Consider the following 19027-nt stretch of genomic DNA (forward strand, 5'->3'; position numbering starts at 1 on the left):
TTGGTTAGTAAAGCAAATGTATAAAGAAAATTAGTGTTAATATAAGCTTATGTTGTTTTTACAGCTTAAAATCTCAAAAAATTAAAATTGTACAATCTTATTGATAGTATATTTTGCGTATTCTTTAATTAAAGCTAAATTTGCTCCCTCTAATAAAAAAAACAAATGAAAAAAATCCAAATGAGACCAAAATTAATCGCTTTCGGTGCATTAATTATTGGCTTTATTACTCTATCATGGGGAAATGTAGGCCATGAGCGTATTAACAAAGCTGCTGTAATGGCTTTACCAAAACAATTACAGATATTTTTCTACAATCACATTGATTTTATTACACAAGAAGCTTCGGTTCCAGATATCCGTAAGTATGCTTTAAATTATAAAGAAGAAGGTCAAAGACACTATTTTGATATGGAAAACTTTGGCCCTGCTGAAACTTATCCAAAAACATTAGAAGAAGCTAAACAAAAATACGATGCTAAATTCTTATCGGATAACGGAATCTTGCCATGGTATATGGAAGAAATGATGGCAAAACTGACTAAAGCTTTTAAAGAAAAAAACAAAGCTGAAATCTTATTCCTAGCGGCAGATTTAGGTCATTACGTTGGTGATGCGCACATGCCATTACATACATCTGCAAATCACGACGGACAATTGACAGACCAAAAAGGAATTCATTCACTTTGGGAAAGCAGATTACCAGAGTTATTTGTTAAAAATTACAAATTAAATGTTCCTGAGGCACAATATTATCCAGATGTTCACAAAGCAATTTGGGATTTGATCAACGATACTCACAGTTTAGCACAGCCTCTATTGGATATCGATAAAAAACTGAGAGTCGCAACTCCGCAAGACAAAGTGTTTAAAATGGATACCGAAGGAAATGTGTTGAAAACGAAATACAATACAGCTGTTTTCTCTGAAGACTATGCCAAAAAACTACACGAACAATTGAACGGAATGGTTGAAAGCCAAATGAAAAAAGCTATTGCAGCAACTGCAAGTTTTTGGTATACGGCTTGGATAAATGCTGGAAAACCAGATTTGAGCGATTTAGATGCACCAGCCGTAACTCAAAGAAACTATCAATTTTTACAAGATGATTTGAAAATGTTCCAAAAAGGAGATTTGTTTGGAATGAAAAATCAAAACGATTAAGTTTTTGTTTCAAATTTCATATTGAAATAGAACTTAAAAAAAGCCGCAAATTCTAGAATTTGCGGCTTTTTTAATTATTTATGTTTCACAATCTCATTGGCATAAAGTTTAGTGTTTTTTACGGCCAAATCTTTACGTTGATATTCTTTTTCTTTTAATACGTATGAAGCGGATTGATAATACGAAATGGTCTGATCGAGTAAATTTTGATTTCCGGATTTCAAGGGGATTTCGTCGTAATGAATTTGAAACTCAGGTGCAACATTCGGCGTCGGATTTAGTTTTAATTGAAACTGTTTTATCTGTTGTTTTGGAGATAAAATAGTCAAAACATTATCTTTTATTAATCCTAAATCCTGATAGGTAGCAATAAAAGCTCTTGGCTGATAGTCTGGTTTGAAAACATCACATCCAAAGAATTTGCTTTGATAATCAAAATTTAAAAGACCAAATAATGTTGGCATAACATCTATTTGAGACATCAATTTCGTGTATTTTTCAGGCTTCATATCTGGGGTGTATATTAAAGCTGGAATTCTGTATTTATCTAACGGAAGTTCTGTTTTTCCTGCGCTCGAAGCACAGTGATCGGCTACAATTACAAAAACCGTATTTTTAAACCATGGTTGGTTTTGAGCTTGCTTAAAGAATTGACTTAAAGCATAATCGGTATATTTTACACCGCCATCACGAGATTTAATATTTCCGGGAATATCAATTTTATTATTAGGATAGGTAAAAGGCCTGTGATTGCTTACAGTCATAATATGATTGAAGAAAGGTTTGTTTTCCTTAGCTTCAGCATTCATGATTTTGATTGCTTTGTTGTACATGTCTTCATCACAAACTCCCCATACATTAGAAAAAGTGATTTCGTTTTCTGAGAAGCTCGATTTATCAATAATTTGGTAACCATTTCCAGTATAGAAATCCTGCATATTATCAAAAAAGGCATCTCCTCCGTACATGAATTTTACATTGTAACCTTTTTGAAGAAAAACAGATCCAGTTGAAAATTTATTTTTGTTATCCTCTCTTTTTACAACACTTTCTCCAGCTGTTGGAGGAAGACATAGAGTTACGGCTTCTAGACCGCGTACAGTTCTGTTTCCGGCCGCATATACATTTGTAAAGAGCAAGCTTTTTTGAGCAAGACTGTCTAAAAATGGTGTAATATTTTGTTCGTTTCCGTACATTTTCATGAAATCAGCACTTAAGCTTTCAATCGTAATTAACACTACATTTTTACGTTGTTCAAGCGAATCTTCTTTTATTTCATGCAAAGTGTTTTTCCCTGAAATAGTAGGGATTTCTTGTTTTAATATTGCAAAGGCTTTTTCGTTTGGAATTGTTTTGTAGAATTTAAAATAATCTAATTTGTTGTTCTGAAAAGCCAAATAGAACTTATAAATGCCATTCGATTGCAATTCGTTAACGAAAATATTTTTAGAATTTTCCGTTTTAGCCAAACTAGGAATCGCCAATAAGGAAAAAACAAATAAAACGGCATAAATAGCTGTAATTTTTAATTTCTCATTGAAACTCGGAATTTCGTCAATATAGTTTCTTGATTTTTTTATGATGAAAAACGTAATAATTCCAGTGATAATAAATAATGCAGAAAAAATAGGAACTACAGGATAAGACTGCATAATATTTCCAATTACTTCGTTGGTGTAAATCAAATAATTGACAGCGATGAAATTGTATTTTACACCAAACTCATTCCAGAAGAAAAATTCACTAATTGCATTTTGTAAAATCAATAAAACGTAAAGAAAAATTACAAAAGCAAAAAGCCAAAATCTAAGCTTATCTCTGTGTTTTGGTAAGAAAAGAAAAAGCGCAAAAAGAAGTGTTTTTATCGAAACGAAAATCAAAACGATTCTAGGCAAAGCGCCACCATATTCATCAAAAATACTTTTTCCGGAAGCAATATATAGTACAAGTGCTAAAAAAGTGGCCAGTATAATATATCCGTACGGTTTATTATATTTTGAATTTGAAATAAAAATAAGATACAACCACAAGAAAGCCAGAGCTATAGAAAAAACAAAAAAGTCTGATACTAAGCCCAATGAGAAGATTTTTAAGCCCTCAGAAAAGGAAAATGAGCTTTGAGTGATCGGATGAAAAAGCAATACTATTCTAAGTATGAAACTTACAATAAAATAAAGTAAGCCAAGATTGTAAAAAGGCGAAAGTTTTTTGGAAAAATTCATCAGATTTATTTTTCTACAAAATTACTTTCGATTGATTAATGCCAGATTAAGTTCCACTTTTACCTTACTTAACGTTAGCTTAAAGTTTGCTTAAGATACTGGTTTTCTTTATTTATTAAAGTTTGGAACTATATCTCAAAGTGAAATTATTTATCTTTGAATAGCAAAAAATGAAATTCGAATTTTAAAAAGATACTATAAATGCATATTTTAATAGTGGAAGACGAAGTAGGAATTGTCCAATTTCTAAAGCAAGGTTTACAAGAAGAAGGTTATCAAATTACAACCGCAGCCGATGGTTCTAAAGGCTTTGAATTGGTTCAGGAACAAAAGTTTGATTTAATTCTTTTAGATTGGATGCTGCCAAAAATCAACGGTCTTGATCTCTGCAAGGCCATTCGAGTTAAAGATCAGACAACGCCAATCATTTTTTTGACTGCAAAAGATACTGTTCAGGAAACGATAGAAGGGTTAAAAGCTGGAGCAAACGACTACATTAAAAAACCTTTCAGTTTTGAGGAATTGGTAGAACGAATTAAAGTTCACTTTAGAAGTAAAAAGCAGACTGAAACCTTAACACTCGGAAACATTACGATGGATTTATCGAGACATATCGTTTTAAAAGGAGATGAAGAAATCTCGCTAACCCAGCGTGAGTTTGAACTATTGGCCTATTTAATACAGCATAAAGGAAAGGTTTGTACAAGAAATCAGATTTTGAGAGACGTTTGGGAAATCAACTTTGAATACGACACGGGTGTTATTGATGTTTTTATGAATGCAATTCGAAAAAAACTCAATCTTAAAATTGAAGAAGATTATATAAAAACCATCCGAGGCATTGGATATATCGCCAATGATTAATAAAATGACTTCATTATCCTTTAGAAATAGAATTGCATTAAATTATATTGTAGGAACAGGATTGTTGGTTCTTGCGGTCTTTTCAGCCATTTATTTTATTGTAAGACTCACCGTTTACAATCATATCGACGAGAATTTAAATATAGAAGTTCAGGACCATTTTAAAGAACTAAGAATAGAAAAAGGCGCTGTAATTTTTATGGATGCCGAAGAATGGGAGGAAAGAGAACATAATTCAGTAGATGTAAACCCTATTTTTGTTCAGTTTTTGGATTTGAACAAGAAAATTATCGAAAAATCGCCTAATTTAAAAAATGAAAAACTCGTTTTTCATGGTAAGAAAGAGGAATTTCATCCTTTTGATACGAAATTATTAGGAAATAAAATTCGCCAGATACAAGTTCCTCTTCATGTACAATCTAAAAAAGTTGGTTATTTGATTATTGCAATGTCGCTTTCTGATTCTTCAAAAGTTTTGGATAATCTAATGGACACTTTATTGATTACTTTTCCAATCATCCTTTTTATTTTATTTTTTCTAGCTAGATTTTATGCTGGTCGAAGTATTAAGCCAATAAATAATATTATTCAAACTTCGAAAATTATTACTAAAGACAATCTGAAAGCAAGAATTCCGTTGCCAAAAACTAGGGATGAATTGTTTACACTTTCGAAAACAATTAATAATTTATTGAATCGAATTGAAGATGCAATTGAACGTGAAAAACAATTCACATCTGATGCTTCACATGAATTAAGAACGCCCTTAACCGTAATTAAAGGAACACTTGAAGTGCTTGTCCGTAAACCTCGCGACAGCAAGGAATACGAAGAAAAGATTAATTACTGTATTAATGAAGTTGACCATCTAAATTCTCTTGTTGATCAGTTGCTTATGATGGCTCGTTTTGAGAATCAAAAACAGAACATTCTAAAAGAAAATGTTTATTTGAATGCAGTAATTTTAGATGTACTCACATTAAATACAGAGAAGATAAAGTCTGGAAAAATAAATGTGATTTTGGATGCTCAAGAAGAATTTTATATTTATTCTGATAATTATTTAGTGGTAACTATTCTTCGAAATATTATTTCAAATGCTGTAAAATATTCCAAACCGAATAGTGAAATTAAAATTTCATTGTCAAGAGAAAATCATAAAATTTCGTGCATTATTTCAGATCAAGGAATTGGAATTGCGAAGAAAGATTTAGAATCTATTTTGAATCCTTTTTTTAGATCAGATTCCTTAAATCACTCCGAAATAAAAGGAACAGGGCTTGGTTTGTTTATAGTAAAACGAATGACAGATCTGCTCCAGATTAAATTTAAAATCGAAAGCGAAATCGGGAAAGGAACCAAGGTATTGTTGGTTTTTGAAGAATATGATAATTCGTTAAAGTAATTTTAAAATCATCAAGTAAAATGCAGTTGAAAATGATTTTTAACAATAAAGTATCGTTAAGTTAAAATAAAAATTGCTTTTTAATTATTTTATCTAGTATATTTGCAACCGAATCAAAGAAGTAAAAAACAAAACCTATCATGATTTCAATTCAATTACATCATCATCATTTACATTATTGCTCTCAAGCGATGTGTTAATGGTATGTGTGTAAATCATCATATTTTAAAACCCGTTTGAGTACATCAAACGGGTTTTTTAATTCTAACTCTCTTTGTACTCAAACTATTAATCCAACAAACAACTAAAAAAATGAGTACTTTAAAAATTGCAATTCAAAAATCTGGTCGTTTAAACGAAGACAGCATCCAAATTCTAAAAGACTGCGGTATTTCAATCAACAACGGAATCGATCAGTTAAAAGCTGAAGCTTCAAATTTTCCTCTTGAAGTTTTGTATCTTAGAAATTCAGATATCCCTCAATATTTAATAGACGGAGTAGTAGATTTAGCCATTGTTGGTGATAATCTTTTGGTAGAAAAAGGAAAAGGAATCGAAGTGGTACAGAAATTAGGATTTTCAAAGTGTAAAGTTTCTGTAGCTGTTCCTAAAGTTCTAGAATATAACTCAATACAAGATTTAGCGGGATTGCGTATTGCAACTTCTTATCCCAATACAGTTAACGAATATTTTAATAAATTTGGTTTAACTGTCGATATTCATCAAATTTCTGGTTCTGTAGAAATCGCACCAAACATTGGTCTTGCCGATGCAATTGTAGATATTGTTTCAAGCGGAAGCACTTTATTCAAAAACAACCTTAAGGAAGTTGAAGTGATTCTAAAAAGCGAGGCCGTTTTAGCTGTTTCGCCAAAAGTTTCTCCAGAAATTCAAAAGCACATTGATACTTTAAAATTTAGAATTCAGGCGGTATTAAGAGCTAGAAATTCAAAATATATTCTAATGAACGTTCCAAACGATAAAATCGAAGCAGTTGGAAAAATCCTTCCAGTTTTGAGAAGTTTAACGGTTCTTCCTTTAGCTCAAGAAGGTTGGAGCAGCGTTCACTCCGTAATTGACAAAGATACTTTCTGGGATGTAATTGACCAGTTGAAAGAAGTAGGAGCAGAAGGGATTCTAGTTTGCCCAATTGAGAAAATGGTTCTGTAGGGCTTTGCCCGCTTTAGGTAATCACCCTAAAATCAGAAAAAAAAAACACAAAGTTAATTAGCTTATAGCCTACAGCTTAAAGCTTAAAGCAAAAAAAATAATGAATAAAATAGATAATCCAAAACCAGAAATATGGTCTGAAATATTAAAAAGGCCAACTAAAACTGTTGATGATATTGAGATTACAGTAAAAGAAATCTTCAAAGAAGTGCAAAGAAAAGGAGATGAAGCTGTAGCAAAATACACTTCGATTTTTGATGGAATTTCACAAGACAATTATGAAGTTTCAGAAGAAGAGATAAAAGAAGCGATTAGTTTGATTCCGAGTGAATTAAAAGAAGCTATTGAATTAGCAAAAGAAAATATTTATAAATTCCACAACGCTCAGAAAACAGAAAGAGTCGAAGTTGAAACAATTGAAGGAGTAAATTGTTGGCAAGAGAAAAGACCGATTCAAAAAATTGGTTTGTATATTCCTGGCGGAACTGCGCCTTTGTTTTCTACTGTTTTAATGTTGGCGGTTCCGGCTGAAATTGCTGGTTGCAAAGAAATTGTATTGTGTTCTCCACCAGATAAAAAAGGAAAAATTAATCCAGCTATTTTATATGCTGCTAATTTATGCGGAGTAACGAAAATTCTAAAAGTTGGAGGAATTCAGGCTATTGCGGGAATGACTTTTGGAACCCAGTCGATCCCTAAAGTATACAAGATTTTTGGCCCAGGAAATCAGTTTGTAACAGTAGCAAAACAACTGGCAACTCAGTTTGGTGTTGCAATTGACATGCCAGCAGGGCCATCAGAGTTGTTAATTGTGGCTGATGATACAGCGGTTCCGGCATTTGTGGCTTCAGATTTATTATCTCAAGCAGAACACGGTACAGATAGCCAAGTGATTTTAGTTTCGACTTCAAAAAAACTAATTGAAGAAGTAGAGAAAGAAGTACAATCTCAGTTAGAAGTGCTTCCAAGAAAAGCGATTGCAGAAAAAGCGATTGAAAATTCGAAATTGATTTATGTGGAAAACGATCAAATCGCTTTAGATTTAATCAATGAATATGGGCCAGAACACTTTATAATCTGTTCAGAATATGATGATTTCTATTGTAATGGAATCGTAAATGCGGGTTCTGTTTTTATTGGAAATTATACGCCTGAAAGTGCCGGAGATTACGCCTCAGGAACCAATCATACTTTACCAACAAATGGTTATGCGAAGAATTACAGCGGTGTAAACCTGGATAGTTTTATGAAATCGATGACTTTTCAGAAAATTACTAAAGAAGGAATTCTGAATATAGGAAGCGCTATCGAAACTATGGCTGAAGCTGAGGGATTACAAGCGCATAAGAATGCTGTAACATTAAGATTGAAGAGTTTAGAATAAAAAAATAGAACACAGAATATAGAAAATAGAAGAAAGAAGATAGAATAGAAAATAATAGGTAGTTTGGAAAGTCTATTCTCTTTATTCTTTTCTCTATATTCTAAAAATTAAGGTAATGAAATTCGATATAAATACAATAACACGTGAAAACGTAAAATCATTAAAACCATATTCTTCGGCTAGAGACGAGTTTGAAGATTTTGATACAGCCGAAATGATTTTTCTGGATGCCAATGAAAATCCGTTTCAAAATGGAGTAAATCGTTATCCAGATCCTCAACAGAACTCGGTTAAAGCTATTTTGGCTAAGAATAATTTAGTAAAGCAAAGTCAGATTTTATTAGGGAATGGAAGTGATGAAGTTTTGGACTTGCTTTTTAGAGCTTTCTGTGAACCCAGTAAAGATAATATCATTTCGCTTCCTCCAACATACGGAATGTATGGCGTTTTAGCGAATATTAATGCTGTTGAAAATAGAGAAGTTCTGCTATCGACAGATTTTCAGCCTCAAGTTGAAAAGATCTTAGAAGCTGTTGATGAGAACACAAAAATCATCTTTTTATGTTCGCCAAATAATCCAACCGGAAATTCTTTTTCAGATGAAAGTGTGGTCAAACTGCTTCAAAATTTTAATGGTTTAGTGGTAATTGATGAAGCATATATTGACTTCTCAGAAAAAGAAAGCTGGTTGACCGAAATTGACGAATATCCAAATTTAGTGATTACACAAACACTTTCAAAAGCGTATGGTTTGGCTGGAATTCGTTTAGGGATCTGTTATGCTTCTGAAGCTGTAATTTCGGTTTTAAATAAAATAAAACCGCCTTATAACGTTAATGAATTAACACAGCAAAGAGCTAAAGAACGTTTAAAAGATTCTGAAAAGATAAAACAAGAAATAGCTTCAATTATTGAACAAAGAGAAGAGTTGCTTAAAGTTTTACTTGAAGTAGGTTTTGTAGAAAAAGTATACCCAACTGAAGCTAATTTTATTCTGGCAAAAGTAGATGATGCTAACAAAAGATACAATCAATTAATTGAAAAGGGAATCGTTATCAGAAACCGAACCACACAGCCTTTATGCGAAAATTGTCTTCGTTTTACAATTGGGACAAAAGAGGAAAATGCTGTTGTAATTAGAGAATTGAAGTTGTTGAAATAGAAAAAATAGAATATAGAAGAAAGAATATAGAATATAGAAGAAAGAATATAGAATATAGAATAAGAATATAGAAGAAAGAGAAAAATGTAAGAACTTTAGAAGTAGGATCAAAAGTCCATCCTCTTTACTCTATTTTCTATACTCTTTATTCTCAAAAAATAAAACATGAAAAAAGTACTTTTTATCGATCGTGACGGAACGATTGTTTTAGAACCTGAAAATTATCAATTAGATAGCTTAGAGAAATTGGAATTTTATCCAAAAGCTTTTCAATATTTGGCTAAAATTGCTAATGAATTAGATTATGAACTGGCTATGGTAACCAATCAGGACGGATTAGGAACGGATAGTTTTCCGGAAGATACCTTTTGGCCAACGCAAAATTTCATTTTAAAAGCTTTTGAAAACGAAGGGGTTGTTTTTGACGAAATCTTTGTAGACAGAACTTTTCCAGAAGAGAACGCACCAACACGCAAACCCAGAACGGGAATGTTGACTAAATATTTGAACAATCCAGAATATGATTTGGAGAATTCTTTTGTTTTAGGAGATCGTTTAACAGATGTGGAATTGGCTAAAAACCTTGGTGCCAAAGCTATTTTTATGAATGATACAGATGGGATTGGCAGTAATGAAATTTCATCAAAACGTGAAGAATTGAACGAAACGATTGTTTTGCAAACTATGGATTGGAAGAAAATCTATGAGTTTTTAAAATTAGAAGCACGTTCGGCTTCAATTACTCGTAAAACAAACGAAACGGATATTTATATCAAATTAAATCTTGACGGAACAGGAAAAAGCAAAATTGATACTGGAATTGCCTTTTTCGATCACATGTTGGATCAAATCTCACGTCACGGCCAAATGGACTTAGAAATCCTTGTGAAAGGTGATTTAGAGGTTGATGAGCATCATACAATCGAAGATACTGCAATCGCTTTAGGTGAAGTTTTCGCGAAAGCGCTAGGAAACAAATTAGGAATTGAGCGCTACGGATTTTGTCTTCCAATGGATGATTGTCTAGCTCAGGCAGCAATTGATTTCGGCGGTAGAAACTGGCTGATTTGGGAAACCGAATTTAAACGTGAAATGGTTGGTAAAATGCCAACAGAAATGTTCTATCATTTCTTCAAATCGTTTACAGACGGCGCAAAAGCCAACTTAAATATCAAAGCAGAAGGAATCAACGAACATCATAAAATCGAAGCAATTTTTAAAGCATTCGCGAAAGCGATAAAAGTTGCCGTAAAAAGAGATACCGAGAAAATGATTTTGCCTTCGACGAAAGGAATGCTTTAATTAAGTCAAAAGTTGAAAGTCATAAAGTCAAAAGATTTCAATATTGTGGATATTCAAAATGACTTTAAGACTTTTGACTTTTGACTTTAAGACTAAAACAAAATGAAAATAGTAATTATAAATTACGGAGCAGGAAATATTCAGAGCATTATGTTTGCTATTGAAAGATTGGGATTTAAGGCCGTTTTGAGCAATAATCCTGATGAAATTAAATCGGCTGATAAAGTGATTTTTCCTGGCGTAGGCGAAGCAAGTTCGGCTATGGAAAAACTTCGAGAAAGTGGTTTGGACAGCTTAATTCCAGAATTAAAACAACCTGTTTTGGGGATTTGTCTCGGAATGCAGTTAATGTGCAATAAAACTGAAGAAGGAGACACCGAAGGTTTAGGAATTTTTGACGTTGATGTTGTGAAATTTTCAAACAACGTAAAAGTGCCTCAAATGGGATGGAATCAGATTTATGATTTAAAAACCGATTTGTTCAGCGGAATTTCTGAAAATGAGTTCATGTATTTAGTTCATAGTTTTTATGCGCCAAATTGTCCAGAATCTATTGCTACAACAAATTATGACGTTGAATATGCATCGGCTTTGCAAAAAGATAATTTTTACGGAACCCAATTCCACCCAGAAAAAAGCGGCGACGTGGGAGAGAAGATTCTTGGAAACTTTTTGAAACTAAAATCCAAAGATTAAAATCTAAATTCCAATATCAAAATCAGTTTCAATCAAAACATCAATTTTAGAAATTACTAATTCAATACTATTTTTTGAATAATCTAAAATCTAAAATCAACAATCTAAAATAGAAAAATGAGAATAATACCAGCCATAGATATCATTGAAGGAAAATGTGTTCGTTTGTCCAAAGGTGATTATGATACCAAGATAATTTACAACGAGAACCCGCTTGAAGTGGCGAAATCATTTGAAGCGCACGGAATTGAATATCTGCATTTAGTAGATCTTGACGGTGCAAAATCGAGCAAAATTGTTAATTACAAGATATTAGAACAAATTGCAACGCAAACGAGCTTAAAAATTGATTTTGGAGGCGGATTAAAATCGGATGACGATTTGAGAATTGCATTTGAAAGCGGTGCAAATCAGATTACAGGCGGAAGTATAGCCGTAAAAAACAGAGAAATCTTCGAAAAATGGATTTCAGAATACGGATCAGAAAAAATTATTTTAGGTGCTGATGCTAAAGATGAAAAAATCGCGGTTTCTGGTTGGTTAGAAGAATCAAATGAAGATTTAGTGCCTTTTATTCAGGATTATCAGTCAAAAGGAATTGAGTATGTTATCTGTACCGATATTGCAAAAGACGGAATGCTTCAAGGTCCAAGTTTTGATTTGTACAGCAAAATTTTAGAAGAAGCAAAAGGAATAAAATTAATTGCTTCTGGCGGAATTTCAACCTTCGACGAATTGCCAAAATTAGCGGAATTAGGCTGTGAAGGAACAATCATAGGAAAAGCGATTTACGAAGGAAGAATCACATTGAAGGAACTTGAAAATTATATTTTAAATAAATAGATATTTCGCAAAGATTCGCAAAACAAAACGCAAAGATTTACAAAATTTTGCGTAGCTCTGAGAATCTTTGTGAATCTCTGTGAAACAACAAAGATAATGTTAGCAAAAAGAATAATACCTTGCTTAGATATAAAAAACGGAAGAACCGTAAAAGGCGTCAATTTCGTTGATTTGCGCGATGCTGGAGATCCTGTGGAATTAGCTGAAATTTATTCGAGAGAAGGAGCAGATGAATTGGTTTTCTTGGATATTTCGGCAACAGAAGAAAGACGCAAAACACTGGTAAATATGGTGCGAAGCGTAGCAGAGAAAATCAATATTCCGTTTACAGTTGGCGGCGGAATTTCGTCTGTTGAAGATGTTGATATTTTGCTCAATAATGGTGCAGATAAAGTCTCTATCAATTCATCTGCAGTAAAAAATCCGCAATTGATAAATGATTTGGCGCAGAAATTTGGAAGTCAGTGTGTTGTAGTCGCAATAGATGCCAAACAAATTGACGGACAGTGGATTGTACATTTAGTTGGCGGAAAAGTACCGACAGAATTGAATTTATTCGATTGGGCTGTTGAAGTTGCAGAACGTGGTGCAGGAGAAATTTTATTTACTTCAATGGATAATGACGGAACTAAAAATGGGTTTGCAAATGAGGCTTTGGCGAAACTTTCCGAATTAGTTAATATTCCGATCATTGCTTCTGGAGGAGCAGGAAATATAAAGCATTTTGTTGATTCTTTTCAAGTAGGAAAAGCAGATGCGGCTTTGGCAGCAAGTGTTTTTCACTTTAAAGAAATCGAAATTAAAGCTTTGAAACAAGAATTAAGAAATAATGGCATTGAAATAAGGCTTTAATTGTAACAAGAGGCAAGAAGAAAGACCTTGTTTGATCTAAAATAACAGGATATCAGAAATCTAAAATCTGAAATCAAAAATCTAAAATTAATTATGGAAATCGATATCAAAAGCGCACACGGATTAATTCCGGCGATCATTCAGGATTCAGAAACAAAAAATGTTTTGATGCTGGGTTATATGAACGAAGAATCGCTTCAAAAAACAATAGAAACTCAAAAAGTAACTTTTTTCAGCCGTTCAAAACAAAGACTTTGGACAAAAGGCGAGGAGAGTGGTAACTTTTTGAACTTGGTAAGTATTAAAAATGACTGTGATGGCGATACGCTTTTAATTCAGGCAAAACCTGTAGGACCAACTTGTCATACAGGAGCAGATACTTGTTGGCAAGAACCAAATGACGCGAATTACGGTTTTATTTCTCAATTAGAAAACACAATCAAAACCAGAAGAGAAAATGCAGATTCTGAGAAAAGTTATATAGCTTCTCTATTTGAAAAAGGAATCAATAAAATTGCTCAAAAAGTAGGCGAAGAAGCTGTAGAAGTGGTTATTGAAGCAAAAGATGACAACGATGATTTGTTCCTTAGCGAAAGCGCCGATTTATTGTTTCATTATTTGATTCTCCTTCAAGCAAAAGGATATCAATTGAATGATGTTGTAGAAGTTTTAAAAGGACGCCAGAAATAGTTTATTGGCTTTTTCTCATGAAAAAAAAGTATTATGGTGTCATAATACTTTTTTTTATGTCAGGTATCTAAAAAAAAAGTATTTTTAGTTTTTAATAAGAGCTTTTATGAGATTCAATTTTTGTTTACTGTTTTTGTTCTATTCTGTGTTTAATTACGGGTTTAAGAAAGCTGTAATGCCATATTCGATGGTTGTTTCTAAGGCTAGTTTGATTGTTGATGGAACTATTTTTAAAGTTTCTAAAAATGAATATGAGTTCACGATAAGTGAGTTCATAAAAGGAAAATCAAGCTCAAAAATTAAGGTAGCAATCTGGAAAGAATGGCTATGTGATCCCAGAAATAAAGAGTTAAAAAAAGGACAAAGATTAATTTTATTTTTAGAAAGATCGTCTTATGGAAATTTTTATCCAATTAATGAAAGTACTGGAGAATTGTATGTAGACAATAATACTTTTCTCAATATATTCTTGCCTAAAGCTTTTTTAAATCCAACAGTTTTAAAAAAAGGGATTTCTATGTTTTTGGACACCTATACATTTTATGGAAATTTTAATGATAGATTTTATCAAAATATAAATTTCATGCGCAATAAGTCTATTTTTGAAGTTTATAAATTGACAAAAACGAATACGGCTTTTAAGTTTTTAGTTGATGATGCGGAGTATTATAAGCCAACAGAAGTACAATTTATGCCACTTATATAATTACCTCACAAATTCAAAAACTGCAAATTCCTGAGGCTGATGAAAACCAAATTTCAAACTCTTATAAGGCTGTAAAGCAAGATATTCGGTTGTGTTACCATAATCAATTCTAAAAGCATTTCCATTCCATTTAGTTCCGACTTTAGGTTTTGAAAAACTGCCATTTTTAATTTTTTTAAGACTGGAAAAAGGAACTTTTATTTCTACAGTGTATCCGTCTTTATTGATTTTACTGACAGTTTCTAAGCCTTTAATATCAAAATCCATTGCTGTATTCCATCCGCCACATTCTTCTGAGATGCATTTTAAAAGTAAATCGTAGTTTGTAGAAAATGCATTTACACCAATTTCAATATAGTTTTGACTGTCTCCATCGGGATCAAGAAAGATTTCGACCAAATCGTCAGTATTAAATATCTGCGAATCTTTCTTTTGTAAAGAACCGATAATTTGAGAATCATTGCATTTATAAGCGATGTATAAGTTTTCATCATTCCACGAAAGTGAAACAAAAGTATTTTGAGAAGCTTTGTCTCCGGAATTATGAATTACAAACGGACCGAGAAAAGGTGTTTTCCATTCTGATAAATCGCCGTCAATACTGATTTTTTCATTTGTTTTATAAATTGGAAAGGTTTGCGCATCAGTTGAATTTGTCCAAATAAGGCAAAAAAAGGCGGCGTATAGGTGAAATTTCATTTTTTCTGTTTTAAAAGACTAAAATAACGAAGAATAAATGAATATCTCGGTTAATTCTTTTGATGGGAAGTAAGACAAAGATTTAAACACTGAAAAAAACAGCTTTAACTGTAGATAAAAACTTTTATGTTATTGAATCTAAAATTACAAATTAATCTTTGCAGCTATTTTAAATGAAACCCCATAAATTTCTTATTTATTTGGGGTGTTTTTTATGAAGAAATCATAAAATTTTAGAATTCTTAATCCTAATGTTTACATTTGTGACAGATTAAGTTCGAATACTTTATTTATATTATAATTCTAACCAATGAAAAATTACTTTGGAAGCATTTTAACTGCTTTTCTAATTGGTTTTACTGCCAATGCTCAGGGACTTTTGAATAAGTCGGAAACCGTTTTTACACATCAGGATACTTTACGCGGAAGCATCACAAAAGAGAGAGTCTGGTGGGATTTAAAATATTATCACCTTGATGTAAAGGTTAAGCCTTCAGAAAAATTTATTTCAGGTTCAAATACTGTTCGTTATACTGTTTTAACAGAGAACAATCGTATGCAGATTGATTTGCAGGAACCAATGAATATTACGAAAGTGACTCAGAATGGTAAAGATTTAAAATTTGAAAGAAATGGAAATGCTTTCTTTATTACTTTAATAGAAAAACAAAAAGTTGGTGCAGTAAAAGAAATCGTAGTTTTCTTTGAAGGAAAACCAAAAGAAGCTGTTAGAGCTCCTTGGGATGGCGGTTTCTCTTGGAAAAAAGATAAAAACGGAAAAGATTTTATTGCTACGTCTTGTCAAGGTTTAGGCGCGAGCGTTTGGTGGCCATGTAAAGATCATATGTATGATGAAGTGGAGAATATGCTAATCAGCGTAAATGTTCCAGGAGATTTAACAGAGGTTTCTAACGGAAGATTACAAAGCGTTAAAAAAGAAAAAGATGGAACCAAAACCTTCAATTGGTATGTTGCAAATCCTATTAATAATTACGGCGTAAACATTAATATTGGTGATTACGTTAATTTTTCAGAAGTTTTTAAAGGCGAAAAAGGAAATTTAGACTGTAATTATTATGTTTTAAGAGACAATCTAGCTTTAGCAAAAGAGCAGTTTAAAGATGCTCCAAAAATGCTGAAAGCTTTTGAAAGCTGGTTTGGTCCTTATCCATTCTACGAAGACAGCTATAAATTGGTTGAAGTTCCGTATTTAGGAATGGAGCACCAAAGTTCTGTAACTTACGGAAATCAATATAAAAATGGTTATTTAGGACGTGATTTGAGTGGAACTGGCTGGGGATTAAAATTTGATTTTATCATCATTCACGAATCGGGACACGAATGGTATGCCAACAATATTACTTATAAAGATATTGCTGATATGTGGGTTCATGAAAGTTTTACAAACTATTCGGAAAGTTTATTTGTTGAATATTATTACGGAAAAGAGGCTGGAGCTGAATATGTAATTGGATGTAGAAAAAATATTCAAAATGATATTCCAATTATCGGGCATTATGATGTGAATAATGAAGGTTCTGGTGATATGTATCCAAAAGGAGCTTCAATGCTGCACATGATTCGTCAGGTAATCAATGATGATGCAAAATGGAAATCGATTTTGAGAGGTATGAATAAGACTTTCTATCACCAAACGGTTACTGGAAAACAGATTCAGGATTATATTAATGAGCAATCTGGAATTAACTTCAACAGAGTTTTTGCGCAATATTTAACTACAACTCAGATTCCAGTATTTGAATATATGTTTAAAAACGGAACTTTTGGCTACCACTGGACAAACTGTGTTTCTAAATTTGATATGCCAGTAAGAGTAAAATTAAATGGTGTTGAAACTTGGCTAAAACCAACAACAGAATGGCAATCAGTTAAAACAACAAACGAAGATAGGAAACTAGAAGTAGATAAAGATTTCTATGTAACGACTTCTAATATTGTAGAATAAAGTTTTTTAAAATTTCAAAATAAAAAATCCCAAATTCCAATTAAGTGGCGTTTGGGATTTTTTATTTTAGTTTTTTATATTAAACCCGGCAGGTTTTTAAAACCTGTAGCGTTTGTTTTCGTAACATTTTGTGATTTCGAAGGGAGAAATCGCGGTAATATTTCCAAACAGATAATCGCCAATCTTTATGGAGTTTCTAGTGTGATTTCTCCCTTCGGTCGAAATGACAAAAAGGTTTGAAAAACTTATTGTTTTTTAAACCTTTTTATTGGAATTTGGAATTTTTCTATTGAAATTTAAATAAATTATCGATTATTCAATTTCGCTTTCTCCTTTATAATATCAGCAATTTTTCTATTTTCGATTTTGCTTTCCAACCACGAAATAATATCAAGATATAAGAAAGCTCTTTTTTCGTAGGTATTCTTTTCAAGTTCTACGAAACGAGCATGCATTTTTTTGAACTCCTTTTTGATGTCAGCAGGGTAGAAGTTGTTTAAGTTTCTTAAAAACTTGATAATCTCTTTTTGAACCTCGTGCAAATCGTTCATTTTCAATAAGAACTTATAGGTGCTTTTTAAATGATTTTCTAAGTAATAATCTTTTCCAAGCTCATAATGCGCAATCAGAGACAATAATCTTGCAAAACACATTAAATCTTCACGCATAGTCAAGTTTTTGTTGTTGATGATCTTATCTAAGTAATTAATGCATTCATTGTATTTTTCGTTACCAAAATAAATAGAAGCAATTTTATAGAAAAACAACATTTCGTGATGCTCATCAAGATGTTCGCTGTGTACTTTCAGTTTATTTAAAATCTCAGGAATCAAGTATTCGCTTTCCGCGAATGTGCCTTCTAAAATATGCAGGTTTAATTTATTGTTGTATACATATAAGAAAGATAATGATGCAAGATTATCATTCGAAGGAAACTTAGGGTCTGCAATGGTTTCTTCTAAAAGATTTAAATATCTCTTGAAATTCGATGTATATTTAAGCATATAAAGCGATTCCAGAAAATAGTGGTTTCCTTTTAGAAAAAATACCGGATTCAGATAAATCATATTTGGATTATCATAAAAAAGCTGAACCCATTTATAAGCAAATTTATAACTCGCTAAGAAATCTTGTACCAGAAAGCTTCGCCAAAGATTAGCATTATAAAACCAGTATTTTTCGCGGAAACCAAACTTGCTTTCGTCTAGTTTTGCAATATGTCTGTTAAAATAGTCGTCTATATATTTATACTCTTCGTCACTTTTTACATACCCTGTTTTTAGCATGATGCCGTACAACTGCAGCGATAAGTTAGACAATTTGCTTGAAATTGTATTTCTATAATTTAATTCTTTGGCCTGAACAACCAATTCATCAGCGCGTCCTTGAATACTTCGTGTAATATATTGCGATTCGATTAGTTTTTCGAATTCAACAATTTCATACGCCATATATTTTTCGTCATTTTCTAAAGCCTGCTGTTTTGTCTTGTCTAGAATTTTTAAACTCTGTTTGTATAATCCTTTATTATATAGAATAACAGCAAAATCCATTTGCTCTCGAAGCTGATAGCGAATGTTCTGGCTAGGGATATTTAATCTTATACTTACTAGAATCTGTTTGTATAAGTATGATTTTAAGTTAGATAACTGTACTTTTTGGATAATACCACTTTTAAGAATGAGTTTTTCATCATAAACTTCAGATTTATCTAAAATATTGAATAATTCGATAAATTTTGTGTTTGAACTCGTTTCTAATCGGCTTGCAAAAATTTTAAACTGCCTTTTTTCTGATTTCGAAAGTGATTTGATTAGAACAAATAAGAAATCTTTTTGATGGTTAGCCATTGTAAAAAATAATAATATAACTTATTGATTATAAGTTAGTTGATGTAAGATA

At 32.1% G+C, this 19027-nt stretch carries 16 protein-coding genes; 13 read left to right on the top strand and 3 right to left on the bottom strand.

What is annotated here, in order from left to right; translation table 11 throughout:
- Positions 1–165: 165 nt before the first annotated feature.
- Positions 166–1164, top strand: coding sequence for a zinc dependent phospholipase C family protein (locus tag M0M44_RS17190; protein ID WP_248726782.1), 999 nt, complete (start codon positions 166–168; stop codon positions 1162–1164).
- Between the two features lie 74 nt (positions 1165–1238).
- Here the strand turns inward: M0M44_RS17190 and M0M44_RS17195 are convergent, their stop codons facing one another.
- Positions 1239–3386, bottom strand: coding sequence for an LTA synthase family protein (locus tag M0M44_RS17195; RefSeq protein ID WP_248726783.1), 2148 nt, complete (start codon positions 3384–3386; stop codon positions 1239–1241).
- Between the two features lie 201 nt (positions 3387–3587).
- Between M0M44_RS17195 and M0M44_RS17200 the strand changes: the two genes are divergently transcribed.
- The 11 genes from M0M44_RS17200 (at position 3588) to M0M44_RS17250 (ending at position 14460) form a co-directional block, all read left to right on the top strand.
- Positions 3588–4250 (top strand): response regulator transcription factor, encoded by a 663-nt coding sequence (locus tag M0M44_RS17200; protein WP_248726784.1) that lies wholly within the window; start codon positions 3588–3590, stop codon positions 4248–4250.
- Positions 4251–4254: 4 nt separating this feature from the next.
- Positions 4255–5655 carry a HAMP domain-containing sensor histidine kinase gene (locus M0M44_RS17205; protein WP_248726785.1) on the top strand — a complete coding sequence of 467 codons (1401 nt, stop codon included), beginning with the start codon at positions 4255–4257 and terminating at the stop codon, positions 5653–5655.
- Between the two features lie 312 nt (positions 5656–5967).
- Positions 5968–6825: an ATP phosphoribosyltransferase gene (hisG, locus tag M0M44_RS17210; RefSeq protein WP_248726786.1), complete on the top strand. Its 858-nt coding sequence runs from the start codon at positions 5968–5970 to the stop codon at positions 6823–6825.
- 100 nt (positions 6826–6925) lie between these two features.
- On the top strand, positions 6926–8209 hold the full coding sequence (gene hisD / locus M0M44_RS17215; protein ID WP_248726787.1) for a histidinol dehydrogenase: 1284 nt from the start codon (positions 6926–6928) through the stop codon (positions 8207–8209).
- Positions 8210–8324: 115 nt separating this feature from the next.
- Complete coding sequence (hisC, locus tag M0M44_RS17220; protein WP_248726788.1) at positions 8325–9371, top strand: histidinol-phosphate transaminase; 1047 nt, start codon at positions 8325–8327, stop codon at positions 9369–9371.
- A 165-nt stretch (positions 9372–9536) separates the two neighbouring features.
- Entirely contained in the window at positions 9537–10673 is a 1137-nt protein-coding gene (gene hisB, locus M0M44_RS17225) for a bifunctional histidinol-phosphatase/imidazoleglycerol-phosphate dehydratase HisB (RefSeq protein ID WP_248726789.1), read from the top strand.
- Positions 10674–10775: 102 nt separating this feature from the next.
- On the top strand, positions 10776–11369 hold the full coding sequence (gene hisH, locus M0M44_RS17230) for an imidazole glycerol phosphate synthase subunit HisH (RefSeq protein WP_248726790.1): 594 nt from the start codon (positions 10776–10778) through the stop codon (positions 11367–11369).
- Between the two features lie 117 nt (positions 11370–11486).
- A complete protein-coding gene (gene hisA, locus M0M44_RS17235) occupies positions 11487–12212 on the top strand; it encodes a 1-(5-phosphoribosyl)-5-[(5-phosphoribosylamino)methylideneamino]imidazole-4-carboxamide isomerase (protein WP_248726791.1) in 726 nt (241 codons plus the stop codon).
- 96 nt (positions 12213–12308) lie between these two features.
- Complete coding sequence (gene hisF, locus M0M44_RS17240; protein ID WP_248726792.1) at positions 12309–13064, top strand: imidazole glycerol phosphate synthase subunit HisF; 756 nt, start codon at positions 12309–12311, stop codon at positions 13062–13064.
- A gap of 93 nt (positions 13065–13157) precedes the next feature.
- The gene (hisIE, locus tag M0M44_RS17245; protein WP_248726793.1) at positions 13158–13754 is read left to right on the top strand and encodes a bifunctional phosphoribosyl-AMP cyclohydrolase/phosphoribosyl-ATP diphosphatase HisIE; all 597 of its coding nucleotides are present in this window, start codon (positions 13158–13160) and stop codon (positions 13752–13754) included.
- 106 nt (positions 13755–13860) lie between these two features.
- Positions 13861–14460 carry a hypothetical protein gene (locus M0M44_RS17250; RefSeq protein ID WP_248726794.1) on the top strand — a complete coding sequence of 200 codons (600 nt, stop codon included), beginning with the start codon at positions 13861–13863 and terminating at the stop codon, positions 14458–14460.
- Here M0M44_RS17250 and M0M44_RS17255 read toward each other — a convergent pair whose 3' ends face one another.
- Complete coding sequence (locus M0M44_RS17255; protein ID WP_248726795.1) at positions 14461–15159, bottom strand: carbohydrate-binding family 9-like protein; 699 nt, start codon at positions 15157–15159, stop codon at positions 14461–14463. It abuts the gene before it with no gap.
- Positions 15160–15469: 310 nt separating this feature from the next.
- Between M0M44_RS17255 and M0M44_RS17260 the strand changes: the two genes are divergently transcribed.
- Positions 15470–17125 carry a M1 family metallopeptidase gene (locus tag M0M44_RS17260; RefSeq protein WP_248726796.1) on the top strand — a complete coding sequence of 552 codons (1656 nt, stop codon included), beginning with the start codon at positions 15470–15472 and terminating at the stop codon, positions 17123–17125.
- 305 nt (positions 17126–17430) lie between these two features.
- Here M0M44_RS17260 and M0M44_RS17265 read toward each other — a convergent pair whose 3' ends face one another.
- Complete coding sequence (locus M0M44_RS17265) at positions 17431–18975, bottom strand: hypothetical protein (protein WP_248726797.1); 1545 nt, start codon at positions 18973–18975, stop codon at positions 17431–17433.
- Positions 18976–19027: the final 52 nt, after the last annotated feature.

This window comes from Flavobacterium humidisoli, from assembly GCF_023272795.1.
Classification (GTDB): Bacteria; Bacteroidota; Bacteroidia; order Flavobacteriales; family Flavobacteriaceae; genus Flavobacterium; species Flavobacterium humidisoli.